Raw genomic sequence first — 23,695 nt, forward strand, 5'->3', positions numbered from 1 at the left:
TTTTTGGGTAATAGATAGAGTTCAGTTTTATGTTGTCCATTAACTTAACTCTTAGGTTCGGTTGAAGTATATTGGCAAGCAGATGAGACAATGAAAAATCAATTCAATATTAATGTCGCGGCGTCTAGTACTTTTCATTCCCATCATTTGTTACTGTGGTTTATCGGCGCACTCGATATTCCGGTTTTGAAGGCTAGTCTCGACGAATTAATTCGTCGCCATGAGATGCCTGAATTAATTTTTACCGAACTGAATGGCCAGCCAATATCAGAGCGTCAGCCTTTCCCGGTTCATTTAACGCTGGTCAACCACGAGATTAATCGACATATCCAGGCTGAGGCGGCTTTGGACGACAGCCCTCATGTGCAGGCAAAATTAATATCCCTAAAAGAAGAGAAACAGGTTTTGTTGCTGACCTTTCATCGGGTCTCCGATAGAGAGGAAACGGATGTATTGGCTCACGAACTCTTGGCGCTATATAGGCTATTCAGCGAAGGGCAACCTCCACCCGAGCTATTGTTCCAAGATACCGCTTTGGAACGCGAACGACTCCTATCTTACTGGAAAAGACAGCTGGCAGATGTGCCAACGCTGCATTTTCCCACGGATAAGCCTAGCCCTCCGGTACCGTCATTTCGAATAGAAAGCCAATCATTCAGCCTGTCTTCCACTGTAACAGAAGGGCTGAAAATCCTCAGTAAGCAGCAAAGCGTGACGTTGTTCATGACGCTGGCGGCGGCTTTTCAAGTGCTACTACACCGCTACAGTAGTCAGGACGACATTGTGATTTGCACGCAGACTGCGGCGGATAGTCATTTAGAGCTCGAAAACTTGAGCGGTTTTTTCGTCAACATTCTGGTGCTGCGGGCAGACTTGTCAGGTAATCCAAGCTTTCGTGAACTGCTGGCACAAGTGCGCGATATTACACTTGAGGCGCATGCCAACCAAAATGTCCCCTTTAAAAAACTGGCTGAGCTGCTCAATCCAAAACGCGATCCGTTGTTTCAGGTTATGCTCGTGTTTCAGGATACGCCGCAGTTAAACGAAATTACCCCGGAATTTCTACAGCTCGATAGCGAAGCCGTCAAATTCGACCTCACGCTAAAACTATCGGAAACCCAGTATGGCATGGTGGGGGCGGTCGAATACGCCATGGACTTGTTTGAAGCTTCGACCATAGAACGCTTAATCGGCCATTTTCAAACTCTTCTTAAAGGCATAACGACTCACCCGGAAGCGCATCTGTCGACGCTGCCCATGCTGACTGAACCTGAGCGCCAACAATTATTAATCGAATGGAATGACACGGCGATAGAATTTAGCGGCACCAAATTCATCCATCACTTGTTCGAAGAACAAGTTGAGCGCACACCTCATGCCGTGGCTGTGGTTTACCTTAACCAGCAGCTCACTTATGGCGAACTCAACGCCCGCGCTAATCAGCTGGCTCATTATCTGCACCATATCGGCGTTGAGCCGGAAGTGCTGGTCGGGATCAGTCTTGAACGATGTATCGACCAAGTAATCGCTTGGCTCGCTGTCCTTAAAGCCGGCGGCGCTTATGTGCCTCTTGATCCATCTTATCCAAAGGATATGCTGATATTCATGCTTGAAGACAGCGCCCCGTTAGCGTTACTGACCAATAGTCAGCATCAAGCACTGTACGCCGATATGCCGAATTGCCCCCGCCTGGTTGATTTATCGGCCAAGCTTCCCGTATGGGCAATCGCCCCCGATACCAATCCCGATCATAAAAGCGTAGGACTGAAGCCTGAAAATCTGGCTTATGTTATCTACACCTCCGGCTCCACCGGCAAACCCAAGGGAGCCCAAATAGTGCATCAAGGCCTGCAAAACCTGCTGCCGTGGTATATCAGGGAGGCGACACAGCTTTGTTGCGATGACGCGGTTTTGGTCGTGTCGTCCATGGCTTTCGATGCTACTCAAAAAGTCGTTTACGGCCCTTTACTGACCGGCGCCCGACTGGTCTTGGCAAGCGAACCGTTTGATCCTCAGGCAATCGTAAAACTGGCTCTCAAAGAACGTGCCGGCATGATAACCATCACCCCGAGCGGCTTTTACGCATTGATCGATGCCGGCGCTAACGGAGAATTGAGTACGCTGCGAAAGGTTTTTCTCGGCGGGGAACCGATGCAACCTTCCAAGCTGCTGGAACTGCCGGAACCACGGCCCGAATTTGTCAACTGCTATGGACCCACTGAATGCACGGTTATAGCGACCTCTTTCCGCTTACCCTCTGATCTTAAGCAATACCTCAATCGGCCTGTGCCCATTGGAAGACCCATCTGGAATGTCCGGATTTACATCCTGGATAACCATCGGCAGCCGGTGCCGATTGGCGTCGCAGGCGAAATTTATATCGGCGGAGTGGCGGTTGGGCGTGGCTACCTGAACCGCCCGGAGTTGACAGCAGAGCGCTTTGTGCCTGACCCGTTTGTAGCCAAAGCAAATGCGCGCATGTACAGGACCGGCGACCTGGCTCGATGGCTGGCCGACGGCAGCATTGAATTCCTGTCCCGCAACGACTTACAAGTAAAGATCCGGGGCTTTCGCATCGAGTTAGGCGACATTGAGGCGTCATTGCTCCAATGCCCGCAAATACGCGAGGTTACGGTTGACGTGTACGAGGTCAGTCCAACTGACAAACGGCTTGTGGCTTATTTAATACCCCAAAGCGACACTGTTCCAACCCTTTCAGAGCTTCGGGATTTCCTTAAGTCGAAATTACCCGAGTATATGGTCCCTTCATTCTTTGTGTTTCTCGATGCCCTGCCGCTCTCTCCCAATGGCAAACTGGACCGAAGTGCCCTGCCGGAGCCGGATATGAACCGGCAGGTTCTGGATACGGATTTTATTGCGCCATGTAGCCCGGCGGAAAAACTGCTAGCCGAAATATGGGGCAAGGTCTTGAACGTTAACCGTATCGGCACTCACGACAATTTCTTCGAGTTGGGCGGGCAATCGTTGCTCGCCACGCAGGTGCTGATCCGCGTTGGCGAGCAACTATCGATGGATATTCCGCTAACCGCGCTGTTTGAGAAGCCGACTATCGCCGAATTGGCAAAGCTGATTGAAAATACCGGAGCAAGGGTATCAAACGTTTCCAAGCCCATTACTCCACAGCTTCGCAGGGCTTATAAGATGAGTGCAACCTGAATAATTCCTCGATAGCGGATTATTCTTTATCCAGTAGGATACGCATCGCGTACCCGTTTTCTGAATCAAATACCAAAAAGGTACGCAATGCGTACCCTACAGTGTTAATGACTCATATTTATGTTTATTTTGCATCCTTGTTTTTATGCGCAAAATAAAACAATGCCGCGCCGATCAAGATCATCGGCGTTGACAGTATCTGTCCCATAGTCAGCCAGTTCAACGCGATATAACCTAATTGCACGTCCGGCATCCTGAAAAATTCGACAAAAAACCTGAAGCAGCCGTAAAAAAACAATGCCATGCCGGTCGTAGCCATAACTGGTCTGGGCTTGCTGGAATATACCCAGAGTATCGCAAACAACACCACGCCTTCTAAAAAAGCTTCGTAAAGTTGCGAAGGATGACGAGCTAACGGGCCGCCATTAGGAAAGACCATGGCCCAGGGCACGTCGGTGGGTCTGCCCCATAACTCGGAATTAATAAAATTACCAATACGGCCGGCGCCTAAACCGATAGGGGCTAGCGGCGCGATAATGTCGGTCAATTGCATCATGCTGCATTTCTGCTTTTTGGCGAACAGCCACATCGCGATGAACACGCCCAACATGCCGCCGTGAAACGACATGCCGCCCTGCCAAATCTTAAACAGCACCAGCGGATTTTCGAGGAAGCCGGCAAAATTATAAAACAGGATATAGCCGATCCTGCCGCCCAGCACTACACCGAATGCACCGTAAGTCACCAAGTCTTCTATGGCTTCCGGTTTGATCGGCGACCATGGTTTTTCAGCGCGTTTTTGCCCTAAAAACCATACCGCGGCAAAACCGATCAGATACATCAGGCCGTACCAATGGATTTTTACCGGCCCTAAACTTACAACGATGGGATCAATTTGTGGGAAATTCAGCATAATTGTCGAATGAATGATTTATTGAAATGGTGATTGATGGATAAGCTCTTTCTCAACTTTAGCGTCACGGGGCGGGGATCATCTTGTCATAAAATGAAAACATCCGGCTCATGCCTTGAGTGTGAAAAATTTCCAAATGGCTAAGCTTTACAGATTGTTGGTTGTTGCCCACGCCTTGGTTGTATTTTCTTATTGTATCTTTAGCTACATCTATCAGCCTAATATGATTTATCTCTCAAGCAAAGACAGATTAATATACGGCGTGCTTCCAATATGCGCATGGTGGAGGTAAACGCCTGTGAAAATAACGGCTTTTATTGCTAAACGGATGTTTGCTCGGAAACGAAATTTCAGCGCTAAGCCGCTGATACCGTAGGCTTCAGAAAGGGCTTAGGGCAAACCGTTCCATGGGTTAAATTACCCCAATTACAGAGCGTACCATTCAAAGTCATACTATCCCGTTCACTCGGCGGCGCCTTGCTCATTAGGACACCTGCTTTCCCTGTCTTTGTAAGTTACAGGGCGCAAGTTGAGGACTGACTACGACCTAGCATTTTAGATGGGAATGAATCTGTGATGTCACACATTTACGATCATTAAGGTCACACAATAAGGCAAAAAAATAGCCCGGCAGTTTCCCGTCGGGCTATTTTTCCGCTTTAAAGCGCCAATGGTTTATTTCATCATTGATCTTTTGAATCTATTATCCAGTTTGCTATTGGCATCTTGAGATAATTGCGCCGCCTGGTTGGCTGCCGCTTCTGCGGCTTCTGCCTTTGCAGCAGCATCGTCTGCTGTAGTTCTTGCGCTGGCTGCGTCGGCTGATGCTTGTTTAACAGAAGAATCCAAGCCATCAACTTGCGATTGTAAATTTTCAACATCTGAAGTAGTTGCGCAAGCCGCAACCAGGCTGAAAACCAGAGCAATAATTGATAGCTTCATTACTTTTTTCATATTATTTTTCCTTACTCAAAATTATTACTGTAAATTCATCCGATACTGCCTAAACCGTATTCTGACTGTATCCACTGATAAAGATAAAAACCGTTCATACCCCAAGCCATTGCGGCCAGCGTTATGCAGACATCGCTACGATTGCGCATAGATTACAGTGTCAAGATGAAAGGAAACCTGTTGGTTTGATTAAAATCCGATGAAGACAGGAAATTACTCAATAGCGGCGGCTGCTAATGAGCGCACTTTGTTTTCCAGTCGTCAGCACCGCCTAGTTTTACATCTCCCAATAAGCCTACCGCTAGCTATTCCCATTGAAAATCACCCTGAGTTCCGACATAAACCAGACCATCGATTTCGATACGATTACGCCAGTAGTGAATGTCGGCTTTTGGGAGTAACGAACTGGTGCTATCGATTCAAACCCGCTATTCGCATAAATAGTCGGCTAAAAAAGAACTGGGGCCGAAAATGCTGACCTGATTGCCCAAGAGCCTGATGGAACAACCTAGTTTATAACCCGCCCAATCTTATCCTACTGATAGCGTTTAACCATTTCGCGCAATGGCATTGCTTTAATTTTACTAGCGTGCCCAGCAGAGCCAAATACTTCATAACGTGCCTGACAAAGCTCTTGCATCGCATCCCTGGCTGCTTTATAGATCTTGCGAGCGTCTAACTCTGATGCGTTTTCCGGTTGGGCTAAATATCGGCGAATGGCGCCTGTAGAAGCCATACGTAAGTCAGTATCAATATTGACTTTGCGGGCACCATATTTAATCCCTTCAATAATTTCATCAACCGGCACACCATAAGTTTGGGGAATATCGCCGCCATTCTCATTGATAATCTTTAGCCAATCTTGCGGCACAGAACTCGATCCATGCATGACGAAATGAGTATTAGGCAATCGTTGTTGTAATGTTCTTAAACGGCTAATAACCAATACTTCGCCAGTAGGCGGTTTGCTGAATTTATAAGCACCATGACTGGTGCCAATGGCTACAGCTAACGCATCTATTTGAGTTTGCTTGACAAATTCAACTGCTTCATCCGCATCGGTCAGTAACTGACTGTGATCCGGTGCTTCCGATGAATCTTGCGTTTTTGTTTCTAACGAACCCAGGCAACCGATTTCACCTTCAACCGATACGCCGCACGCATGCGCCATCTTGACCACATTGCGAGTAACCTCGACGTTATATTCAAAACTGGCAGGCGTTTTCATATCTTCCAGCAAAGACCCATCCATCATCACTGAGCTGAAGCCTGATTGAATGGCTTGCGCACAGGTGTCGGGTGTCGGTGCATGATCCCGATGCATGACGATCGGAATATGAGGATATTGTTCAACGGCTGCAAGAATCAAATGGCGTAAAAATACCTCGCCGGCATATCTGTTCGCGCCGGCTGAGCCTTGCATAATCACAGGGCTATCGCACGCATCAGCGGCTTGCATAATGGCTTGAACTTGCTCCATGTTACTGATGTTGAATGCGGGTACGGCAAAGCCATGCTCCGCCGCATAATCCAAAAGTTGTCGTAATGATACTAAAGCCATGATCGGCTCTCCTTAGCTTTGTTATATTTTAGGTTCTAGCTCACCGCCAGGGGCTATTATCGTTTCCGATGTGTGACTTGATAGGAAATGAGCGCGGCCTGTCTGGTTAAGATCAACTCACCAAAACACCATCATGGCGCATAGTAATGTCATTAACCTGAATAAGCCAGACTTGAAGTCCTGCGAGAAAGCGCCCATAACACAAGTAATCAATGAATTTAGATTTTTATGCCAGGATGACTGAGTACTGTCGCCCCTTAGAAAATGTTCGCTCAAGGGTGGTATTTAAGAGTATTTTAGGTTTAGTGTAGCCACATCAAAGAAACATTGAGAATGATTTATTACTTGAGCTATGACTATGACTATGACTGTTAATGTTGACGTACTGTGCGTAGGGCACGCCTCTTATGATTTGATTTTTTCCGTAAATCAACATCCGGGTGCCGATGAGAAAATCGTTGCCGAAAGTTTGCTCAGTTGTGGCGGTGGCCCTGCTGCCAATGCCGCCGTGTGTGTTGCCAAGTTAGGATTAACGTCGGCATTCGCTGGATACTTGGGACGTGATATTTATGGTGACAAACATTACCAGGAACTCAATGATTACGGTGTTAACACGAAACTAATCATTCGCGGCGCCTCCCCTACTCCGTTATCGACAATAATAGTCAAAACCGATGGCAAACGATGCCTAATCAATTACAAGGGTGACACGCAAGCATTAGCATCCAATGCACTGAACTTCTCTAATGTCTCGGCGAAGGTTGTCTTGTTCGATGGACATGAACCTTATATCTCATTGCCACTTGCCGAAAAAGCCAGGCAATCTAAAATCCCAACAGTATTGGATGCCGGTTCAGTGCATGAAGGAACCTTGGCATTGATGAATCACGTTGATTATCTGATTTGTTCGGAAAAATTTGCCAGCCAGTACGCAGGTAACGAACACCAAGCCTTAAGCCAACTTGCTAAGCTTGCGCCAGTTGTGATTATCACACTGGGCGAGAGAGGACTGATTTGGCAACGCGGCAATGAGCAAGGCGCACTACCCGCTTATCACATTACCGCCATTGATACCACGGGTGCCGGTGATGCTTTTCATGGCGCTTTTGCTGCGGCACTGGCAGCCGGCATGGATTGGCAAACGCAACTTCAGTACGCTAGTGCCGCTGGCGCATTGTGCTGCATGCAAATGGGAGCTCGTTTAGGACTACCCAGCCAAAAAGAGCATACCCTGTTATTTAGTCAACCCCTATATGCGACTTGAACTAACAGCTTTGTTCAGTTAACCCTGCAATCCAAGATAATCATTTATACCGGACGCAATACTCAACGTATTATCTATATTATCGGGTGTTGGGGGCATGGCAATATCGGTTTTTGACCCGAAGGAGTCCTTCAGTTCTTCCTGTCGGGCGACAATTTTTCAATGCCCCAAGTTACGGTGTTCGATGACGGAACGGCGGGTAAATTAACAATCGCTTCTATACTTAAATATCAAAATCTCGGGCCTAAATGTTGGAGTGTTAGACCGACCCTGTGGCATAAAAGGATACACACATAAAATCAGGGCCCAGCCAATGCGGCTATCTACCCCGAAAAGGGGTCAGGTTGCATTATTGCGGCAGAAAGTAACCTGACCCTTTCCCTCCGGTCGATCTGTCGGCCGCTTTCCGCAACCACACAGCAACCGCCGGGCTTGCAACTGCCGGTCGTAAGCAGCGTGTCACGGTAGCACTGTAGGTCGTGCAACAGCTTTCCGTTGCCCGGCATTTTAGCGGCCGGAAATGAAATAAAGGTGCAATGTCAAGAAGTGGTTCCGCTTTAAAAATTCGAAATGTCGGGCATAAACAGCATGCCCGGCCTTGTATATTAAACCCATCTCTTAAACACAAGATTATTTAACCCGAAAAGTTTTATAGTGATACTGATTTTCTGGGGAAGTCGGTCCGGCCTTAAGCCTTGAGCTTGCTCGTAGATAGGCTCCCCACCCTCGTCATCCATGCCGCGGAGTATCTGAGACCTGTAAGCATAAGCTTCTGAGTCTGCATTCACAAGGACGGTAGATGAAGTGTCAGGGTTGGGAAACCAGTGATCATCATAACAAAATCATAACAGAGAGATGAAACGATGAATTATGCAGGCATTGATGTTAGCTACAAACACGCTGTTATCGTGGTCAGTGTCAAAGGTAAAGCCCGCCAAGCCAAAACTTTTGACAATACGCCAGCCGGTCATAAGGCGATTATCCAGTTATTATCAAAATTAAAAGGGGAATCAAGAGTTTGTCTTGAAGCCACCGGCATTTATCATTTTGATTTGGCCGTTGCGTTGCGTTGAGCCGCGCTGAGGGTGTTGAAGTCATGGTGATCAATCCCAAAGCCTCGCATCATTTTGCCAAGGTGTTAATGAAACGGAGTAAAACGGATGCGGTTGATGCTGAACTATTGGCGATTTACAGCGAAAGGATGCCTTTTGAAGCGTGGCAACGCCCCGCGGATGAACAGATTGCGTTAAGAGCAATTTCCCGCAGAATTGCCGCTTTAAGCAAACAAAAGACCCAAACCAAAAACCAGCTTCATGCCTTAACCGCGACAGAGGAAACCCCTGCCTTAGTGATCGAGCATATTAAGGCCTTGATAGCACTGCTGGAAAAACAGATCGCCGCGCACCGAAGCAGTGCGCTCGAATTAATCCGGCAACACCAACCGCTGGCCGAAGCCCTTACCTGGGTCACCAGCATTAAAGGCATTGCTCAAGCCAGTGGCATTCAACTACTGGCCGAGTTAATGATATTGCCGCAGGACATGACGGCAAGGCAATGGGTGGCTTACGCAGGCTTAGACCCACGCGTCTTTGAATCGGGCAGCAGCGTCTCAAAAAAACCGCGCATCAGTAAGGCCGGCAATAAATTCATCCGTCAGGCGCTGTATATGCCCGCTTTAGTCGCAACGCGCTTTGAGCCGAATATCAAAGGCTATTATGTCCACTTGATTCAGGATAATGGTTTGAAGAAAGTGCAAGCGATCTGCGCGGTTATGCGTAAGCTGTTACACGCCATCCATGGCATGTTGAACGCTAAACAGGCATTTGACGGGACTTGTTTTTACAAGTTGCCCGCCGAAGCAAATTCACAATGATTTTTTTCATTGCGGACTTGTGCTTTAAGAGAGTATCTACGACTTCATAGAGTACGTGTATACGCTATTTTCAGAGGTTTTTTATTCCTGTATGCTCAGAATTAATGGACTGGATGTAAACACATTGCTGTGGCACGACTTATCTTAATAGCTGTTAATGATTAACCGTATTAACTGAGGAGCATACCAATGACAGAAATCAAAGCCTGGGCTAGCCATGGTCCCAAACAAAAACTTGAACGTTTCTCATATAATCCAGGGCCGCTCGGACCGGAAGAAGTTGAAATCGTCGTTGAATATTGTGGCCTTTGCCATTCCGATTTATCCATCATCAACAATGAATGGGGCATGTCGCAATACCCTGTAGTACCCGGACATGAAGCGACCGGCCGTATCGTAGCAATCGGCGAGCAAGCCAAAGGGTTCCAGGTGGGCCAACGGGTCGGCGTAGGTTGGAATTCCGGCAGCTGTATGCATTGTCATCACTGCATGGGCGGCAATAATAATCTCTGCTCTGAAGCGCAACCGACCATAGTCGGGCATCGAGGCGGCTTTGCGGAAAAGCTCAGAGCGCATTGGGCCTGGGCCATTCCATTGCCCGATAACCTCGACATGTCCAGCGCCGGCCCTTTGCTCTGCGGCGGCATAACCGTATTTTCCCCGCTGCTGACTTTCGGCGTCAAACCTACCGACCATGTCGGCATCGTCGGTATCGGCGGCCTCGGCCACATGGGATTAAAATTCGCCAAAGCCTGGGGCTGTGAAGTAACCGCTTTCACATCGAACGAATCGAAGGCCGATGAAGCCAGAAGCTTCGGCGCGCATCATGTCGTATCGAACCGCGATGCGACCGCCATGCTCAAAGCCGCCAACTCGTTAGATATGTTGATCGTTACCGTAAACGTTCCGCTTGATTGGCCTGCTTTTCTGCAAACACTCAAACCCAATGGCCGCTTGCATGTGGTTGGCGCCGTATTGGAACCGATGCAAATTCCTGCGATGGATTTGATCTCTGGGCAGAAAAGTGTTTCAGGCTCGCCCACCGGCAACCCGATTGCCTTGGCAACCATGCTGGAGTTTGCCGCACGGCATAATATCAGCCCGCAAGTCGAGCATTTCCCAATGAGCCGGGTGAATGAAGCAATTGAGCATTTGGCTGCCGGCAAAGCACGCTATCGGATTGTGTTGGATGCGGATTTTGGCTGATTCGCCTTAAGCTAATAAAATCTCCCAACGTTGCCGAGCGGCGAGACGGCCGCTCTCCGCGACTACACAGCAATCGCCGGGTTTGCAACTGCTTGCTGCCAGTAGCGTGTCACGGTATTTGCAGGAGCTACATCCTTTTCGATCCCGGCTTGCTGCATCCTTAAGCCGCCTCCGACAAGGCAGGCAACAACTGCGGAGTGATTTGCGCCAGCCAGGTTTTAAGCCGCTCTTCTGTTAAGAATGGCTGCGTGCGTTGATCCAGCACCAAACCGACAAACCGGTTATCGATGATCGCATCGGAGTGTTCAAACTGATAATCCTCGATGCTCCAAGGCCCGATAATGTCGGCGCCGTAACCGTAAAACACCCGGTAAAGCTGGATCAATGAACTGGCAAAGCGCGAGGCGTAACGTTCCTGATTACCCAATCCGAACAAAGCCACCCGTTTACCGGTCAAGTCAGCACCGTCGAGATGAGGCACGAACTCTTGCCAATTGCTTTCAATGCAGCCGACCGCCTGTCCCGGCAAATCGCCGACGCCGTAACTCGGCGTGCCGAGTATCAACGCGTCGTACTGCAACAATTCAGTCACACTGGTGCGATTGATGTTTTTGGGTTTATCGGCCAGTTCTTCACCCAACAAACTGTAAATCTTTTTAGCGACCAAACGGGTGCTGCCGGTATCGGTTCCGAAAAAAATGCCTATTTTGCTCATAAATCACCTGTGCTTGAGATTGCAGAATGCTGTTACTGCAACATAAGCAAATTTCGCTCCAGCTTTAGGTGGAATATTTTTTGTTTAATATTAGATAGATAGCTTGACTGAACCTGAAAGCAGATCCGGATTGGTGCAATCATTCCGACAATCGCGGCATAAGCTGGGGAATTTGCGACATAGGCGCGGGCGGTTCTGTGTTGTTTACATGTCGAAGTTAGTTTTTGAGTTTCTTCACCCGACCTGAGAATAGAGTGATCTATCGATCAAAAAAGACGGGGGTAGACCTTTCTCATGCACTCATGATGCTATGGAGAAACGCACAATGCAAAATCTGGCCCTTGTTACTTGTTATTCATAACGTTAGCTTACGGAATTAAATGTTTTGTTAGCTTCTATTAGTCGTTCTAAATTTTTTGAAAATTATATTGTGTCAGCAAAATAGTTTGGATACGCCTTTTCAAGCCGCGCCCTAATTCTTGCATGGCTAAAATCAATTGGGGTCTTTAATCAGGTCGCTCATCTTCTCTCCTTATAAAAATCGTATTGTACGGCTCTGGAAATAAGCGGTTACACAAACTTATTGACACCCTCACCGGCTCTCCGCGATACGCCCACTTGCATTTGTTCGCTTTTACGTTTTGTTTATTTACCAACGCAAAGCCTTTTGTACATGGCAACATGCCCCGTCCTGCAAGCAAGCGTCATTCATAGGATATAATAAACAAAGCAACCACATCTTACGCCGGCAGAACAAATCACCCATTTTCTTTCCTGCGTCCGAATGCCCGCCTAAAACCTATAAACTGGAGATGTAATAAATGATACTTTTTTTGCTCAAATTGCCGGTTATACCGATGGCGTTGTTAATAATCGGAACGACGGTTGCCGTGGCTTGGTTTCTTGTTGAGATAGTCCACCGCTCTCCTCTAGCTAAACTCAAACCGTCCTTTCGCCACATGTTGCCTACCTTGGGCGGCTCGATGATGGCTGGCTACGTGATTTTTTCCGCCTTGGTCGCCAACACTGTTTGGCGTGAAAAGGAATTCGCCGAGCAGGCCGTGTATCAGGAAATGCGCTCACTTAGTTTTGCGGATAGGATGGTGGATACGCAACGTTACCCCGAACTGGGCTTGGCTATTGCCGCTTACGCCAAGGCAGTGGCGCTGCAAGAATGGCAAACCATGTCGGATGGGATCGAAAATGCCGGCGCCCGGCAGATACTCGATGACTTGCACCAGGCGGCGCTGACAGGTTTACCAGGCCTGTCCGACGAAATACGCAAGTCGCTGGTAGCCAGCTTGAAGGAGGCCGAAGTAGCTCGGCAAAACAGGCTGATGGCTGCGACGGATAACATGCCCGGCGAAGTATGGTTGACCGTACTGCTGACAGCGTTGGTGGTATTGTCCTTTTCGGCATTTGCTCACGAGCATGACCGGGCTGCCGCCCGGATTATGGCTACCTTGTTCGGAGTGATGATCGGGTCGATGATGTTTTGTATCATCGCTGTCGATCGCCCATTTATCGGCGAGGTTTCGATTTCGAACGCGCCGATTGCTAAGCTATGGGAACACCACCGCTGAACCAACCGATCTTCAAATGTTGGCTCGACGATAGCGAAGGAGGGAGGCGTATCGCGCCATTTTTTAAATACAGAGCTTTTTTCAATATCTCCAGCCGTAAATCCGCCACTTTATACGTCCAAAGCTGTAACGCTGTAAGGCGGATTCGCGCAGTAATCCGCCAAGAACCGGGCGTTTACTTTGTTATCAGTCAGGTTCGGCCAAAATTGACCGAATTGTTTCTATTGTCATGATCAGGGTCATCGGTTGTAAAGGCGACTCCACGAAACCGCGTGAAAGATAGAACTGCTTGGCTTGATCGGAAAGCGCATGAACCAATAGAGCAAACACTCCGGCGTCGCCGGCGACGTTGACTGCCCGCAGCATCGCATCGCGCAGCAGCGCCTGCTCGATTCCTTGGTTGTGGTAGCGCTTATCGACGGCGAGTCGGCCAAGCAGCAAGACCGGCAACAGGTCCAGCATGTTGCGCCGCATCGGCTTGGGTGCCGTCTCATGGCTGATCGCTCCAGCCGAGAGGCTGTAGTAACCTATAACATTTGCACCGGCACACAACACGAAGCAGCGGGAAGCGCCGGACATATGATTCTTAAACGCGCGTTTTTTGAGCCATTCGTTTAGGGATGGTTCGCCGCTGCCAAAATCCGCCAGCTCTTGATCAGCCGTGATCGGCGCTGGCGGTGTAAAATCAAGCTCGCTCATTTCTCCCAGGGCGCTTTGGTCTTGAGCAACCGGCGTAGTTTATCGGTCGGTGGTAACGGGTGATCGAGCAGTGCCTGAAATTTAGCATAGGTACCCTCATCAACCGTGAAGAATGCTTGCTCGAGCAGCACGTCTTCCGCTTCACGACAAGCGGCTTCAAGCATAAAATCTGAGCGGCTGCGGCCTAGACGATTTGCAGCTTGGTCTATCAGGTCGCGCTGTCTGGCTTTGGCGCGGATGTTGATGGAAACGGAAGCCGATTCTTTGGTTTGTGCATTTGGCATGGCTATACTCCTTTGTATACGGTTTCAGCATACATTTTTGTATAGAACATTACAACACAGAGCACGCTTCGCTTCTACGCGCGTAGCTCATCGCTAAACACAATTATTTTAAAACACGTCTAAGATAGAGATTCATGAAGGATCTTACAATCAAGCATCCATAGCTAAACTGACAGGCAGTTACCCATTCAACTGCTGTCACTGATGGTCGAACAGCAACCTTCAAGAAAGTCCGATTCTGAGGCCTTTAAAACTAATTTTGGAAGCTATCAAATCAAGCCAGTATTTTCATAAAAAGTCCTGAATAAATTTACTATATAACTGCCATAACCCAAACAGACTCACAGTAACCAAGCCGCCGCCAATCCAGCGTTTGAATATCAAATCATTGCGCATAATAGCGTTATGCGCTTTCAAGCCCAGTATATGTCCTATCGCAGCAACAGGTAAAAGCGTCAGTGCCGTTAGAAAGTGCAAATCAACGGATAGGGCAATAAACGTCGTCATTTTGATGCTGACCAAGATGAACCATAAGATAAACAAGGTGTCTCGCAACTTGTATTTGCTGACGTTGCGCATATAGACCGCAACCATCAACGGCGCGCCGGTCAAGGAAATCCCGGCAATGTATCCGCCTAACATTAACAGCCCTCTATCCGCCCAAACATGTCGGCTATTAATGCCTCTGTTAAGTAACCAGGTAAAACCATAAAACAGGGTAATCGAATAGATAAAGCTATTCAGCCATAAGACCGGTAGATTCAGCAGTCCCAAAATGCCTACCAAGGCGGCGGGAATAATGTAAATCGCTGAATAGCGCAAATACTGCCAATCGACATTATGCAAGCGGTTAAGCAATGTTAAGCCGGAGAAAAACAGCAAATGCATGCCGATGATAGGCAACCATAACAATGGATTGTTATGGATAAATAACATCAGCGGCAACCCTAATGCGGCACCGCCGAAACCCAGCCCTGTCCGAACAAAGCCGGTCCAGACGAACACCAGGGCAATAGATAGTATTTGGTAAAGAGAAAAATCGAGTAACGTCATTGAAGAATCATCTGCCTTATTTTGAGTCGCTTTGTCTATTTATTAGGCTCAACGGTAAGCCGGCAGCGCAAATTTTATCAACTTCAGTATCCTTTACAGTCATTGATAAAAAAATACATTTAATCAATTGGATAGCTGTTCTTCCTGGGCAATTAGCTCTCGTTCCCACGGGCTCCGTGGGAATGCGGTCAAGGCGTGTTGCGCCGCGAATCACGACCAGCGTCAGGCGTATACAGGACGCAGCGCGTCCTGTACTGCATTCCCACGCGGAGCGTGGGAATGAGTGTCTCTTGGGCATTTGTATATAACGATGAGCACAGGAGCGCGGGAACGAGAAGCAAAACACAGCCGGATAGCTTGGTATCAAAGTTGGCGACGCTCTTGAAATATCAGAGCAAACCGAAGTTTAATTATTGGAAAAAAGGTAACGACAGCTCAATATGCTGTCGCTACTCCAGACAGTGGTTGCAGTCCGGCCTTTAAGGAATTCTATGTCAGTTCTCATAATTTATGAAAACCATACTTCCATAGATTTCAACAAATTACATAAATTATGAGATTTCGTTTTCGATAAAAAATCTCATAATTAAAGATAAAAACCTAACAAAATTTCACAATTTATGAAATTCCAATTACGTAATTGACTCCGATTGATTAACCCAGTGTTCAATGTGTTGTCTTTTGGCAATGTTGAACTGACCTATCGGCCAAAATGAGACGAACAGGCCTTGGTTGTTAACGGCAAGTAGTTGCCATAAAGTTGTCATTTAGTTACTAGGTTTGTTCGCGGTCCCGCCGAGGGTGGAGCCGTCGGCTGCAAGCTATTGTTAGACAGCGATTACTCAACGACTTCAGACACATCAATTATCTGCCGGTGCAAATCGAGAAGTCTCTGTTCCAAGGACAGCCCCCGATTCAACGGGTCTTCTGACGCGTAGTCACTTACGACCACACTGAACGGATCGTTGTCATCCAAGCTGCCGAGAACACCAGAGATTATGCTGCTTGCCACTGAATCACCGTCGTTCCATAAAACAACGTCCGCCTCATAGTTCCACTGCGCGCTAGTGCCGAACGCGCGACTGGTGATATTGCTGCTGCCAATAATTCCAAGTACAGGGATAGAGTGTTTCTTCGCAATGAAGACCTTGGCATGCCAGTGATACTTTTTGACCCGACGCTTCTCGACATTCACCGGACGCCCACACGGACACGTAATAGAACGAAGGCCAGAAATAAACGAGTCATAATCACTGCGCCACATCATGTTGTATAAGCCTACCGACGTCAGCTGTTTCTGACAGGGTAAATTAGGTGCCGACGCGGCAAAGCAAGCAGATGCTTGATAATTGGTGCGATCTTGAAAGAATCCGCTACAAAGCAAAAGTTCATTCAAATCGGGTTCTTGGAACGCTCGAAGGATGATCTCGCGAAAGCGATTAATCGCGTGCGACTTTCGCAAGATGATAGCTACTCTTTCCATTGCGCTCTAACGTTCGAGATATTCGGTCGCCGGGGCCCGAAGAACGGCGGTAATCCGCAAGCGCGGCCTGCGGGGACGGCCCAGTTAACTGCGAGGTTAGCCATCAGAGCACTGTCACAGAAAACCCCGTCCTTCCGATTTCTTTGGAAAAGACAAGATCAGGATCAATATCAATGTTCATACTATCGGCGTGATAAGCAATGAGCCTGTTTACTTCCGCAGGAGATGTAGCAGAGTGAATGCCAATGCACCAGATACCTCTCAGATTGTCTTGCGAATATTTAATGCGACGAACCTTGGCAACATCACGAAGCATAGCTTTTACGCAGCCATTCGGTGATGACTGTTGCTTAATCTCGATGCCCAAAGGGGACTGTTTGCGCTTCTGTCGAATTAGGAAGTCAACAGAGCACGAGGACTTCCCGTTTGACATTCTTCGATCAAGCTCATAGCGGAGCTCTCTTCCCCACTCGGAAATCTCCTCGTGATCCTTACAGAACTTCGCAAACTCGATTTGGATCCACTTCTCCCAACCAGAGATCTCGAAGTCGGAGATAATGCAAAGCGTATCCCGGACCGATTTTCGAGCAAAGAAATCGGATGTAAGGTCAGTCAAAAATTGAAAGTCACGTTTCATAGCGATACGGGAGCGAGTGATAGATGATGGCTATCACAATCGTAACCGGAGCATTTGTAGTAAGCGCAGCGAACGAAAAATGTGTTCGAGTTTACGGCCTTGTTATGCCTATTCTTCATATTGTCCCTCATACCATGAACTTGTATCTACCCATAAAGAACTCTCGACAGTTCCAACAGATTCTGGCTCATAGACTGGACTCGATAGCTCACATGTAAAAGGAAATGATTGCGGCAGCACAGCCCCATCTCCACGCCGTAAGTCAGAATTTGAACCCCACTGAAGTTCACACCCAATTGTTCCTTCTACACGGAACAAAATCGACTCATGGTTGATTTCAAAAATTGCGATTTTGTCTGTGTAAACTTCATCTACGAAATGATGAGTAGCCAGTTCATCGATAGCAATTATTGTTTCTTTGAGAGTTTCATCTATAACTGCTGAATCAATATGTTCCCACAGGCTGTCTATGACGAGCCGCCGGCAATCATTTATAGTCGCTAAAAAGCCATAAACTGCTTCAGTTGTTTCATTAACCAAGCTTTCCACTTCTGCTTCAGGAAGATCAAACACCTTTGGCTCGATATGCGTAAATTTGCTCAATCCATTGATAGCTTTAATCAGGTCTCTGTGAATATCATCAACTTCGAGCTCAAGTGTGTCTTTTACATATGAATCGCCGAGTCCTCCTTGAACCGCGTAATATGCCCTTTGCTTTCTCGTAATTCCTTTTTCCCTATCTGTCTCGTTCTTATACCAAGAGCATTGAATGACATTTTCATCAGGTGCTAGCCTATGCAGTACGTGTCTTGTTAATTCACGCATTGCATATGAATAATTATTCAAGCGCAATGGATTAGACTTGTCCGCGAGGTTCTTCTGGGCAGCAGCAAAGAGATTCTTCTCGAAGCCTTCACAAAATTCTTTTTCTATTTGGGCTAGCATCTGCTTCCTTTAGGGCATAACAAGTTACTATCTAAGTTCACATATTTTATACGCTAATCTTTTTAATATAAGTAGTTTTATCATAAAAGCCTCACAGTTTTATACGGAATAACATGAATACTTATCATGATACATAGATCTGGATAATGCCAATGCTCAGACTTCTCTCAAAGTGCATGTCTGCTTTCCGATGGCTTTTGAACGTTCAAAATATAAATTCCAATGACTCCTTGGAGTCGATTTTACTCCTTCAATTCTAACGGAGGAAGTTGGGCCATGAGGCGACTTTTGCCATCGCAGTGCTGTTCGAAGTCAGTACCCTTCTGATAACAACCTCTCATTTAAGTCATGGAAGACTATACGCCCTGGCGAAAAGGTGACGATCGTTTTTCCGAGCGCTCGAGCAGTACAAGCGCGCTTCCTAGCGTCAAGAGCTGAAAAAGCGGTAAACCGCCGGGCGAGCTCATTCGTCTACATCATCAAAAATGCTGCGGCTGACGTTATGGCTTGCACTCGGTTCGTCAACCGTGATATCTCGCGAAGTCGAGCTGTTCGCTTCCGTTGGATTTTTGTCAATCCACTCTTGAACCTGAATACGCTCTCTTTTGACGATCTTTCTGATACGCCAACTCTGCGGATATGCTTCCTCAATGGCGGAGAGCAACTGTGTGAAGCGGCTCATGTGCCATTCAGGGTCATCTTCTGGGTCATGGCCTGCTTGATGTTTAAGGCGTACCTCCTCGATACGTGGCAGCGCCTCAGTACGAACCGCCTCCCGTAGTCTGCTCAGTTCTTTGTCGTTCAACAGTGAACGCAACTCCGGATCGCTCAGGGCACGAGCATCGTCGCCATCACGAGCGTATTTACTGACGTTTTCAGCCAAAGTTCTACGCGCGTCTTCTGGTAGGAGGCCGAGCTTGAACAAGCGAATAGCAAGGTCGACTTCGACGGAGAAGTCCAAGTACAGCATAGGCTCAGCAATCGACTCAATCAATTTCCGGTCAGCCGCGAGATACTCCTCTAGAAATTGCTTGCTGCACCGTCGGGCCAGGAAGCCTAGCAGCTCCCGACGAGCCCCCCAACCTGACATCCACTCGGTCTTGTATGCAGAACTCGTTTTATATGCCGCAAGGCGCTCAATCACGAGGTGAAACAAGGAGCTCGGAAGCACAACCGCACCTTCAATGCCTACGTCTCCGCAAGTTATCTGCCGTGTCAGTTTTTCGATGTCGCTACCGCGTACATAGATCCCAAGCAGCTCCGGATTTCCTCGAAGCATAGCAGAGTACGCGTCGCCAATGGTCGGGTGCTTGAAGGTCCAAAAAGACTCTCCGTCCGAAGTCACATGGACAGCTAGACTGCCGCTCAGTGCTTCGAGTGCCAATGTACATGCACCCAGATCGCTATCCAATCGTCTCAGAGCCTCATCTTCAGTGTCCGCCAGTGAAATCGGGCTCGACAAGCGCCCGTTGGACATATAAATCAATGCTAGTGCCGCCTTGCTGTCTGTGTCGAGTTCCTTACAGATGTCCATGAGGAATTGCTCGCGCTTGTCGACAAAAGTCGCCAAGCTCCACTCGGACAAGTACAGCTTTTTGGTAAAGAAGGGATCCGCCAGCCTCCTGGCAATCTCCGGAATGAACCTATCGTGATTCGCCACAGATTCCAGATGTGGCTTCACTGCAGCACGAAACTCTCGGGGCTGCCTTCCCAGCTTCAGGTGGTTGTAGAGAATCTGTCTTCGTTCGTCCACCGTGAGGTCATGGACATCGATGACAACTTGGCTCTCCTGGAACAGAGGAAAGGCGCCTTCCTTCAATTCCTGCCGCGCACGGTTATAAATGTAATCTCGTGACGTCATCACCACACGGTTACCTTGGCGGAGTATCGTCTTCACCTCGTTAAGGATGTGGTTCCAACCTGAGACAAGACCACTCTCATACTGAGTCACTCCGAAGGCGTCGTCGATCCAGAAGAGCTGGGATTTCTCATGTGGGTTCCAACGGTCAACGACAGACTGCGGAGTCGTCAGCTTAACCACTGACGCGTCCCACTGGTCAGCAGATGACATCGCAAGTAGCGAGGCTATGGTCGTCTTCCCTGACGCTGGTTCGCCAACGAGGAGCACGAAATGATGTGTGTTAAGTGCTCTCGCTGCCTTCCTATAGGATTCCGTCAGAACGACCTTAGCCAGATCTTCGCGCATGGATTCCAGGACCGCTGTGGCCTGAGCATATGCTCGCTCGTCTAGGATTTGGCTTAGGTCTCCAAGACCGTAAACTCGTGGAACCATCATTCTTAAGTGCTTGCTCTCACGAATCTGGTCTTCCAGCCAGGTGACGCCAAATATCCGGAAGTCCTTGGCGCCGGCCTCTTTGAATTTCTCCTTGAGTTTCAGTTCAGTCGCACCGGAAACACCGGCGTTTGTCATCAAAATATAGACGTCACATTCGCTTTTATTGACTAACCGTCTGACCTTGCTTAATTCATCTTCGAGATCTGATGGTGTGAGAGCGTAGCCGGCGCGAGCAGTGAACTTACATTGGATGACAAACTGACCTGAGAGCGACTCACCATCCTGTTGGCTCCAGGTACCTGAAAACGCTCCATCTCGACCACCGTCGTTCGTATCGAGAAAGGACTGGACAGTTTGACCGAGAACCTCGCGCGACACGGACAGGCACAGTTGTTGGAAGCTGTGCCAACCTAATGAGTGAAGATGAAACATGAAAATCCAGATCCTTTGTTGTGGTGAAGACGTGGCTTACATTATGCAGTCTGCTTACATCAGCCTAAACTACGCACTGAAGTTTCCACGTCAGGCCAGCGCTTCACCTCGATGCACGACGTGCAATGCACGGGTGACGAAGGTCTTTAGTTCTGGTGTGACTATCGAAAATGTATCAACTCCACCAGGATTGGTGTCATGATGAAATTGCCCCGCATAGTCGTTTATCTCGTTCAGTTCGATAACCAAGTTTTGAGCATGAACGAGCGGACTCGGCGACGTCGCATCACGTATAAGATTAACAACCTGACCAAATAAAAGTGACTTCGGTACAAGCCCAGGAAATCTCCGATGGAGATAACCCTCCAGCATTGGCCTCACTGCCTTTGCTACCGCGATGTTATCGAACGAGCCTCCTGCGCAGAAGTCGTTGAGAAGACGATGGTGCTGGAAATATGCGGATTCGCACTCCTTATCGATGTCGAGCGTGTCAAAGCTTGTGTAGCCGTTGGCTGCGAGAACGAGTTGAAACAAACTGATCGGAGTCGCTGAATCTGTCTTCAAGAATGCGTCGCGTAGATTGCGAAGGAAGTATGGATTATGTGCGAGTACAATGAGCTGCGCCGCACCAGCGAGGATGCGCTTTAGAACAGCCGTGGTATGTTGCTTTCGATTGACATCCAAGCTGCACATGGGATCATCGATCACCACGGTTCTAGTTGGCAGCTTGGCATCCGCCAAGGTGCTCGCAACGAAGAATGCAAATGCCAAGGTTCGCTTATCGCCTTCGCTAAGTGCAGTGGCAAAAGATGGTGGACCTCCCTCAAGGGGGACTGCCTTGCCTCGAAGCTCCAGGCCATATTCGCTGCGAGGTGCGCCACCACGAAAATTCGCGCCCATACCTTTTATGCTAAAAGACGCACCAAAGTTCGTCAGCAGGATGTTTATGGATTTCTCATACTTGCTGAGCGTTGCCACCATCAAAGTATCTAGCTTTTCACGCGAAGTCTTCTTGACCTTTTCTGCCGCTTCGGCCTCGTTTCGTGCCACTCCTAATTTTGCAATGAGATCAACTACAATCTGTTGATGCCGCCGCTTTACCGCATGAATCTGCTGGACTTGCTGCTGAAGTGCGTTGGTGTTTGTAGTGGCGAGTTTTCCTTTGTAAGCTCCGATCAAATCGCCCGCGACCTTGATCGCGACGTTGGCCTCTTTTAAAGGAGTGATCACGGCCTCCCAAAGCTTTTTAGCTTTAGCAAGATCGTCAGGCGAGCCCACCGCCTCGGCTGGTGAACTTTGTTTCTGACGGACAAGTTCAGAAATCAAGTCACGCAGTTCCTGCAATGCTTGGATTGCAGGCTCCGAATCGAAAACAATCGGCTCGGTTGGCACATGCTCCTCCCAAGCCGCCGCCTGTGCAGCAGAAGTTGCGACTGCTTGCGCCACGGTATCAATGATGGTCTTCGTAGTCCCTGTTGTAATCTTTGCTTGAAGGGCCGTCACCTTTGCCTTCAATTCAGCGTATGAAGCGTTGAAATGTGTCTGGTATGCCTTGATCAAGTCGATATCACTTATCGCTTGATCGCAATACGGACATGTCTTTCCATCACTAAACTGAAGGCCTTGACTCAGCCAGCCCTCGGCAGCTACGTTTGCCAATTTCCCTAGATGCTTCTTAACGACCTGCTCCGCATCGGTGTGAACATCCTTAAGCGAAGTACTTAAAACCGCGAAAACTTCTTCTAGGTCGAAGACCGGCTCCGCCACAACTGTCGGTAATGCCTTCGCTGAAATTGCGTTAATGTTTCCGGCGGCATTGATCTGAGCTTGCAACGCAGCCAATTGGATGTCAGCGTCTGCCACATCAGCTAACTTCTCAAACTGAGCCAGCGTCATACCGGAATGAAATCCCGATAGCTGAGAAACAACCGCTTGAACCTCCTCGGATGCTTTCTTCGCCTCTGCCGTTGCTTTTTCTACCTCTGTGCGTGCCGCAACAGCTGGTTCACCAAGGGCAAACTCAAGAAGATTTTTTCGATGGTTTGTGTTGACTGCGCCGCCTGAGTGAACGTTCCGCTCGATGAAGTCGGAATCGAACACAAGAACTTCTGGGCGTTGCTCTGACCAGGCTCCCGAATCGAAGTTGACCTTATGGCCATTTTCAAACTGAAACACCACCTTTGGCGACAACTGCCCATCGAGCGTCTTTCTGTGCGCAATCAGCGAGGCATCTCCTGTAGAAAGAGATCGCAGTACCGTTGCCAATGTGGACTTACCTCGGCCGTTGTCACCATAGATCAACGTCGCCTTGCGACAGGTATGAGGTTTTCCGTTTGCGTCGTGCAGAAGTCCAATGCCCTGTATTTCAGAGATTCTCTCTAACATCAATTTTCCCTTTATTGTTTTTTTAGTTTAGAGTTCATGGCGGACAAGACTTGGAAGCGTATTGTCGCGATGAAAAACTGGTCTTGGTTGATCTGAGGTAGTCGTACTTAGTGTTTGAATGAAAATTAATTAATCTCATATTCATCAATAGGTTATAATGATTTTCCAACACGAAGATGTGTTGCCCTGACCCCGGTTTTGTCTTATTTCCAGCGAAAATCGGCCCGTAACCGCC

General features: G+C 48.2%; 18 protein-coding genes. 6 read left to right on the plus strand and 12 right to left on the minus strand.

What is annotated here, in order from left to right; translation table 11 throughout:
- The first annotated feature begins 90 nt into the window (after positions 1 to 90).
- Complete coding sequence (locus M0R47_RS17360; protein ID WP_292557110.1) at positions 91 to 3,177, plus strand: amino acid adenylation domain-containing protein; 3,087 nt, start codon at positions 91 to 93, stop codon at positions 3,175 to 3,177.
- A gap of 124 nt (positions 3,178 to 3,301) precedes the next feature.
- Here M0R47_RS17360 and lgt read toward each other — a convergent pair whose 3' ends face one another.
- From lgt to fba, 3 genes are all read right to left on the minus strand, one after another.
- Entirely contained in the window at positions 3,302 to 4,090 is a 789-nt protein-coding gene (lgt, locus tag M0R47_RS17365) for a prolipoprotein diacylglyceryl transferase (protein ID WP_292557112.1), read from the minus strand.
- A gap of 675 nt (positions 4,091 to 4,765) precedes the next feature.
- Entirely contained in the window at positions 4,766 to 5,044 is a 279-nt protein-coding gene (locus M0R47_RS17370) for an Lpp/OprI family alanine-zipper lipoprotein (protein ID WP_292557114.1), read from the minus strand.
- A 535-nt stretch (positions 5,045 to 5,579) separates the two neighbouring features.
- Positions 5,580 to 6,605 (minus strand): class II fructose-bisphosphate aldolase, encoded by a 1,026-nt coding sequence (fba, locus tag M0R47_RS17375; protein ID WP_292557116.1) that lies wholly within the window; start codon positions 6,603 to 6,605, stop codon positions 5,580 to 5,582.
- A gap of 364 nt (positions 6,606 to 6,969) precedes the next feature.
- On the opposite strand from fba, the gene M0R47_RS17380 reads away from it, so the two are divergent.
- From M0R47_RS17380 to M0R47_RS17395, 4 genes are all read left to right on the plus strand, one after another.
- The gene (locus M0R47_RS17380) at positions 6,970 to 7,869 is read left to right on the plus strand and encodes a PfkB family carbohydrate kinase (RefSeq protein WP_292557142.1); all 900 of its coding nucleotides are present in this window, start codon (positions 6,970 to 6,972) and stop codon (positions 7,867 to 7,869) included.
- An 863-nt stretch (positions 7,870 to 8,732) separates the two neighbouring features.
- A complete protein-coding gene (locus M0R47_RS17385) occupies positions 8,733 to 8,942 on the plus strand; it encodes a transposase (protein WP_292557118.1) in 210 nt (69 codons plus the stop codon).
- On the plus strand, positions 8,939 to 9,742 hold the full coding sequence (locus M0R47_RS17390) for a transposase (protein WP_292557120.1): 804 nt from the start codon (positions 8,939 to 8,941) through the stop codon (positions 9,740 to 9,742). The genes M0R47_RS17385 and M0R47_RS17390 overlap by 4 nt, the downstream gene beginning before the upstream one ends.
- A gap of 189 nt (positions 9,743 to 9,931) precedes the next feature.
- Positions 9,932 to 10,948, plus strand: coding sequence for an NAD(P)-dependent alcohol dehydrogenase (locus tag M0R47_RS17395; protein ID WP_292557121.1), 1,017 nt, complete (start codon positions 9,932 to 9,934; stop codon positions 10,946 to 10,948).
- A gap of 160 nt (positions 10,949 to 11,108) precedes the next feature.
- On the opposite strand, the gene M0R47_RS17400 is transcribed toward M0R47_RS17395, so the two are convergent.
- Positions 11,109 to 11,663: a flavodoxin gene (locus tag M0R47_RS17400; RefSeq protein WP_292557123.1), complete on the minus strand. Its 555-nt coding sequence runs from the start codon at positions 11,661 to 11,663 to the stop codon at positions 11,109 to 11,111.
- Positions 11,664 to 12,484: 821 nt separating this feature from the next.
- Here M0R47_RS17400 and M0R47_RS17405 point away from each other — a divergent pair.
- Entirely contained in the window at positions 12,485 to 13,246 is a 762-nt protein-coding gene (locus M0R47_RS17405; RefSeq protein WP_292557125.1) for a DUF4239 domain-containing protein, read from the plus strand.
- Positions 13,247 to 13,432: 186 nt separating this feature from the next.
- On the opposite strand, the gene M0R47_RS17410 is transcribed toward M0R47_RS17405, so the two are convergent.
- The 8 genes from M0R47_RS17410 to M0R47_RS17445 all read right to left on the minus strand — a co-directional run bounded on the left by M0R47_RS17410 (position 13,433) and on the right by M0R47_RS17445 (position 23,460).
- Entirely contained in the window at positions 13,433 to 13,945 is a 513-nt protein-coding gene (locus tag M0R47_RS17410) for a GNAT family N-acetyltransferase (RefSeq protein ID WP_292557127.1), read from the minus strand.
- Complete coding sequence (locus M0R47_RS17415; protein WP_292557129.1) at positions 13,942 to 14,229, minus strand: DUF1778 domain-containing protein; 288 nt, start codon at positions 14,227 to 14,229, stop codon at positions 13,942 to 13,944. The genes M0R47_RS17410 and M0R47_RS17415 overlap by 4 nt, the downstream gene beginning before the upstream one ends.
- 288 nt (positions 14,230 to 14,517) lie before the next feature.
- Positions 14,518 to 15,282 (minus strand): TSUP family transporter, encoded by a 765-nt coding sequence (locus M0R47_RS17420; RefSeq protein ID WP_292557131.1) that lies wholly within the window; start codon positions 15,280 to 15,282, stop codon positions 14,518 to 14,520.
- Positions 15,283 to 16,120: 838 nt separating this feature from the next.
- Positions 16,121 to 16,765 (minus strand): hypothetical protein, encoded by a 645-nt coding sequence (locus M0R47_RS17425; protein ID WP_292557133.1) that lies wholly within the window; start codon positions 16,763 to 16,765, stop codon positions 16,121 to 16,123.
- Between the two features lie 103 nt (positions 16,766 to 16,868).
- On the minus strand, positions 16,869 to 17,402 hold the full coding sequence (locus M0R47_RS17430; protein ID WP_292557135.1) for a hypothetical protein: 534 nt from the start codon (positions 17,400 to 17,402) through the stop codon (positions 16,869 to 16,871).
- Positions 17,403 to 17,510: 108 nt separating this feature from the next.
- Entirely contained in the window at positions 17,511 to 18,347 is an 837-nt protein-coding gene (locus M0R47_RS17435; protein WP_292557137.1) for a hypothetical protein, read from the minus strand.
- Between the two features lie 463 nt (positions 18,348 to 18,810).
- Positions 18,811 to 21,075, minus strand: a complete 2,265-nt coding sequence (locus tag M0R47_RS17440) for a hypothetical protein (protein ID WP_292557139.1) — start codon at positions 21,073 to 21,075, stop codon at positions 18,811 to 18,813.
- Positions 21,076 to 21,165: 90 nt separating this feature from the next.
- Complete coding sequence (locus M0R47_RS17445) at positions 21,166 to 23,460, minus strand: AAA family ATPase (protein ID WP_292557141.1); 2,295 nt, start codon at positions 23,458 to 23,460, stop codon at positions 21,166 to 21,168.
- Positions 23,461 to 23,695: the final 235 nt, after the last annotated feature.

This window comes from Methylobacter sp. (assembly GCF_023227905.1).
Classification (GTDB): Bacteria; Pseudomonadota; Gammaproteobacteria; order Methylococcales; family Methylomonadaceae; genus Methylobacter_A.

What these genes read in the sequence shown, in the direction of transcription:
- M0R47_RS17360 (WP_292557110.1), top strand. Translation starts at nt 91, where the DNA reads ATGAAAAATCAATTCAATATTAATGTCGCGGCGTCTAGTACTTTTCAT.
- lgt (WP_292557112.1), bottom strand. Translation starts at nt 4,090, where the DNA reads ATGCTGAATTTCCCACAAATTGATCCCATCGTTGTAAGTTTAGGGCCG.
- M0R47_RS17370 (WP_292557114.1), bottom strand. Translation starts at nt 5,044, where the DNA reads ATGAAAAAAGTAATGAAGCTATCAATTATTGCTCTGGTTTTCAGCCTG.
- fba (WP_292557116.1), bottom strand. Translation starts at nt 6,605, where the DNA reads ATGGCTTTAGTATCATTACGACAACTTTTGGATTATGCGGCGGAGCAT.
- M0R47_RS17380 (WP_292557142.1), top strand. Translation starts at nt 6,970, where the DNA reads ATGACTGTTAATGTTGACGTACTGTGCGTAGGGCACGCCTCTTATGAT.
- M0R47_RS17385 (WP_292557118.1), top strand. Translation starts at nt 8,733, where the DNA reads ATGAATTATGCAGGCATTGATGTTAGCTACAAACACGCTGTTATCGTG.
- M0R47_RS17395 (WP_292557121.1), top strand. Translation starts at nt 9,932, where the DNA reads ATGACAGAAATCAAAGCCTGGGCTAGCCATGGTCCCAAACAAAAACTT.
- M0R47_RS17400 (WP_292557123.1), bottom strand. Translation starts at nt 11,663, where the DNA reads ATGAGCAAAATAGGCATTTTTTTCGGAACCGATACCGGCAGCACCCGT.
- M0R47_RS17405 (WP_292557125.1), top strand. Translation starts at nt 12,485, where the DNA reads ATGATACTTTTTTTGCTCAAATTGCCGGTTATACCGATGGCGTTGTTA.
- M0R47_RS17410 (WP_292557127.1), bottom strand. Translation starts at nt 13,945, where the DNA reads ATGAGCGAGCTTGATTTTACACCGCCAGCGCCGATCACGGCTGATCAA.
- M0R47_RS17415 (WP_292557129.1), bottom strand. Translation starts at nt 14,229, where the DNA reads ATGCCAAATGCACAAACCAAAGAATCGGCTTCCGTTTCCATCAACATC.
- M0R47_RS17420 (WP_292557131.1), bottom strand. Translation starts at nt 15,282, where the DNA reads ATGACGTTACTCGATTTTTCTCTTTACCAAATACTATCTATTGCCCTG.
- M0R47_RS17425 (WP_292557133.1), bottom strand. Translation starts at nt 16,765, where the DNA reads ATGGAAAGAGTAGCTATCATCTTGCGAAAGTCGCACGCGATTAATCGC.
- M0R47_RS17430 (WP_292557135.1), bottom strand. Translation starts at nt 17,402, where the DNA reads ATGAAACGTGACTTTCAATTTTTGACTGACCTTACATCCGATTTCTTT.
- M0R47_RS17435 (WP_292557137.1), bottom strand. Translation starts at nt 18,347, where the DNA reads ATGCTAGCCCAAATAGAAAAAGAATTTTGTGAAGGCTTCGAGAAGAAT.
- M0R47_RS17440 (WP_292557139.1), bottom strand. Translation starts at nt 21,075, where the DNA reads ATGTTTCATCTTCACTCATTAGGTTGGCACAGCTTCCAACAACTGTGC.
- M0R47_RS17445 (WP_292557141.1), bottom strand. Translation starts at nt 23,460, where the DNA reads ATGTTAGAGAGAATCTCTGAAATACAGGGCATTGGACTTCTGCACGAC.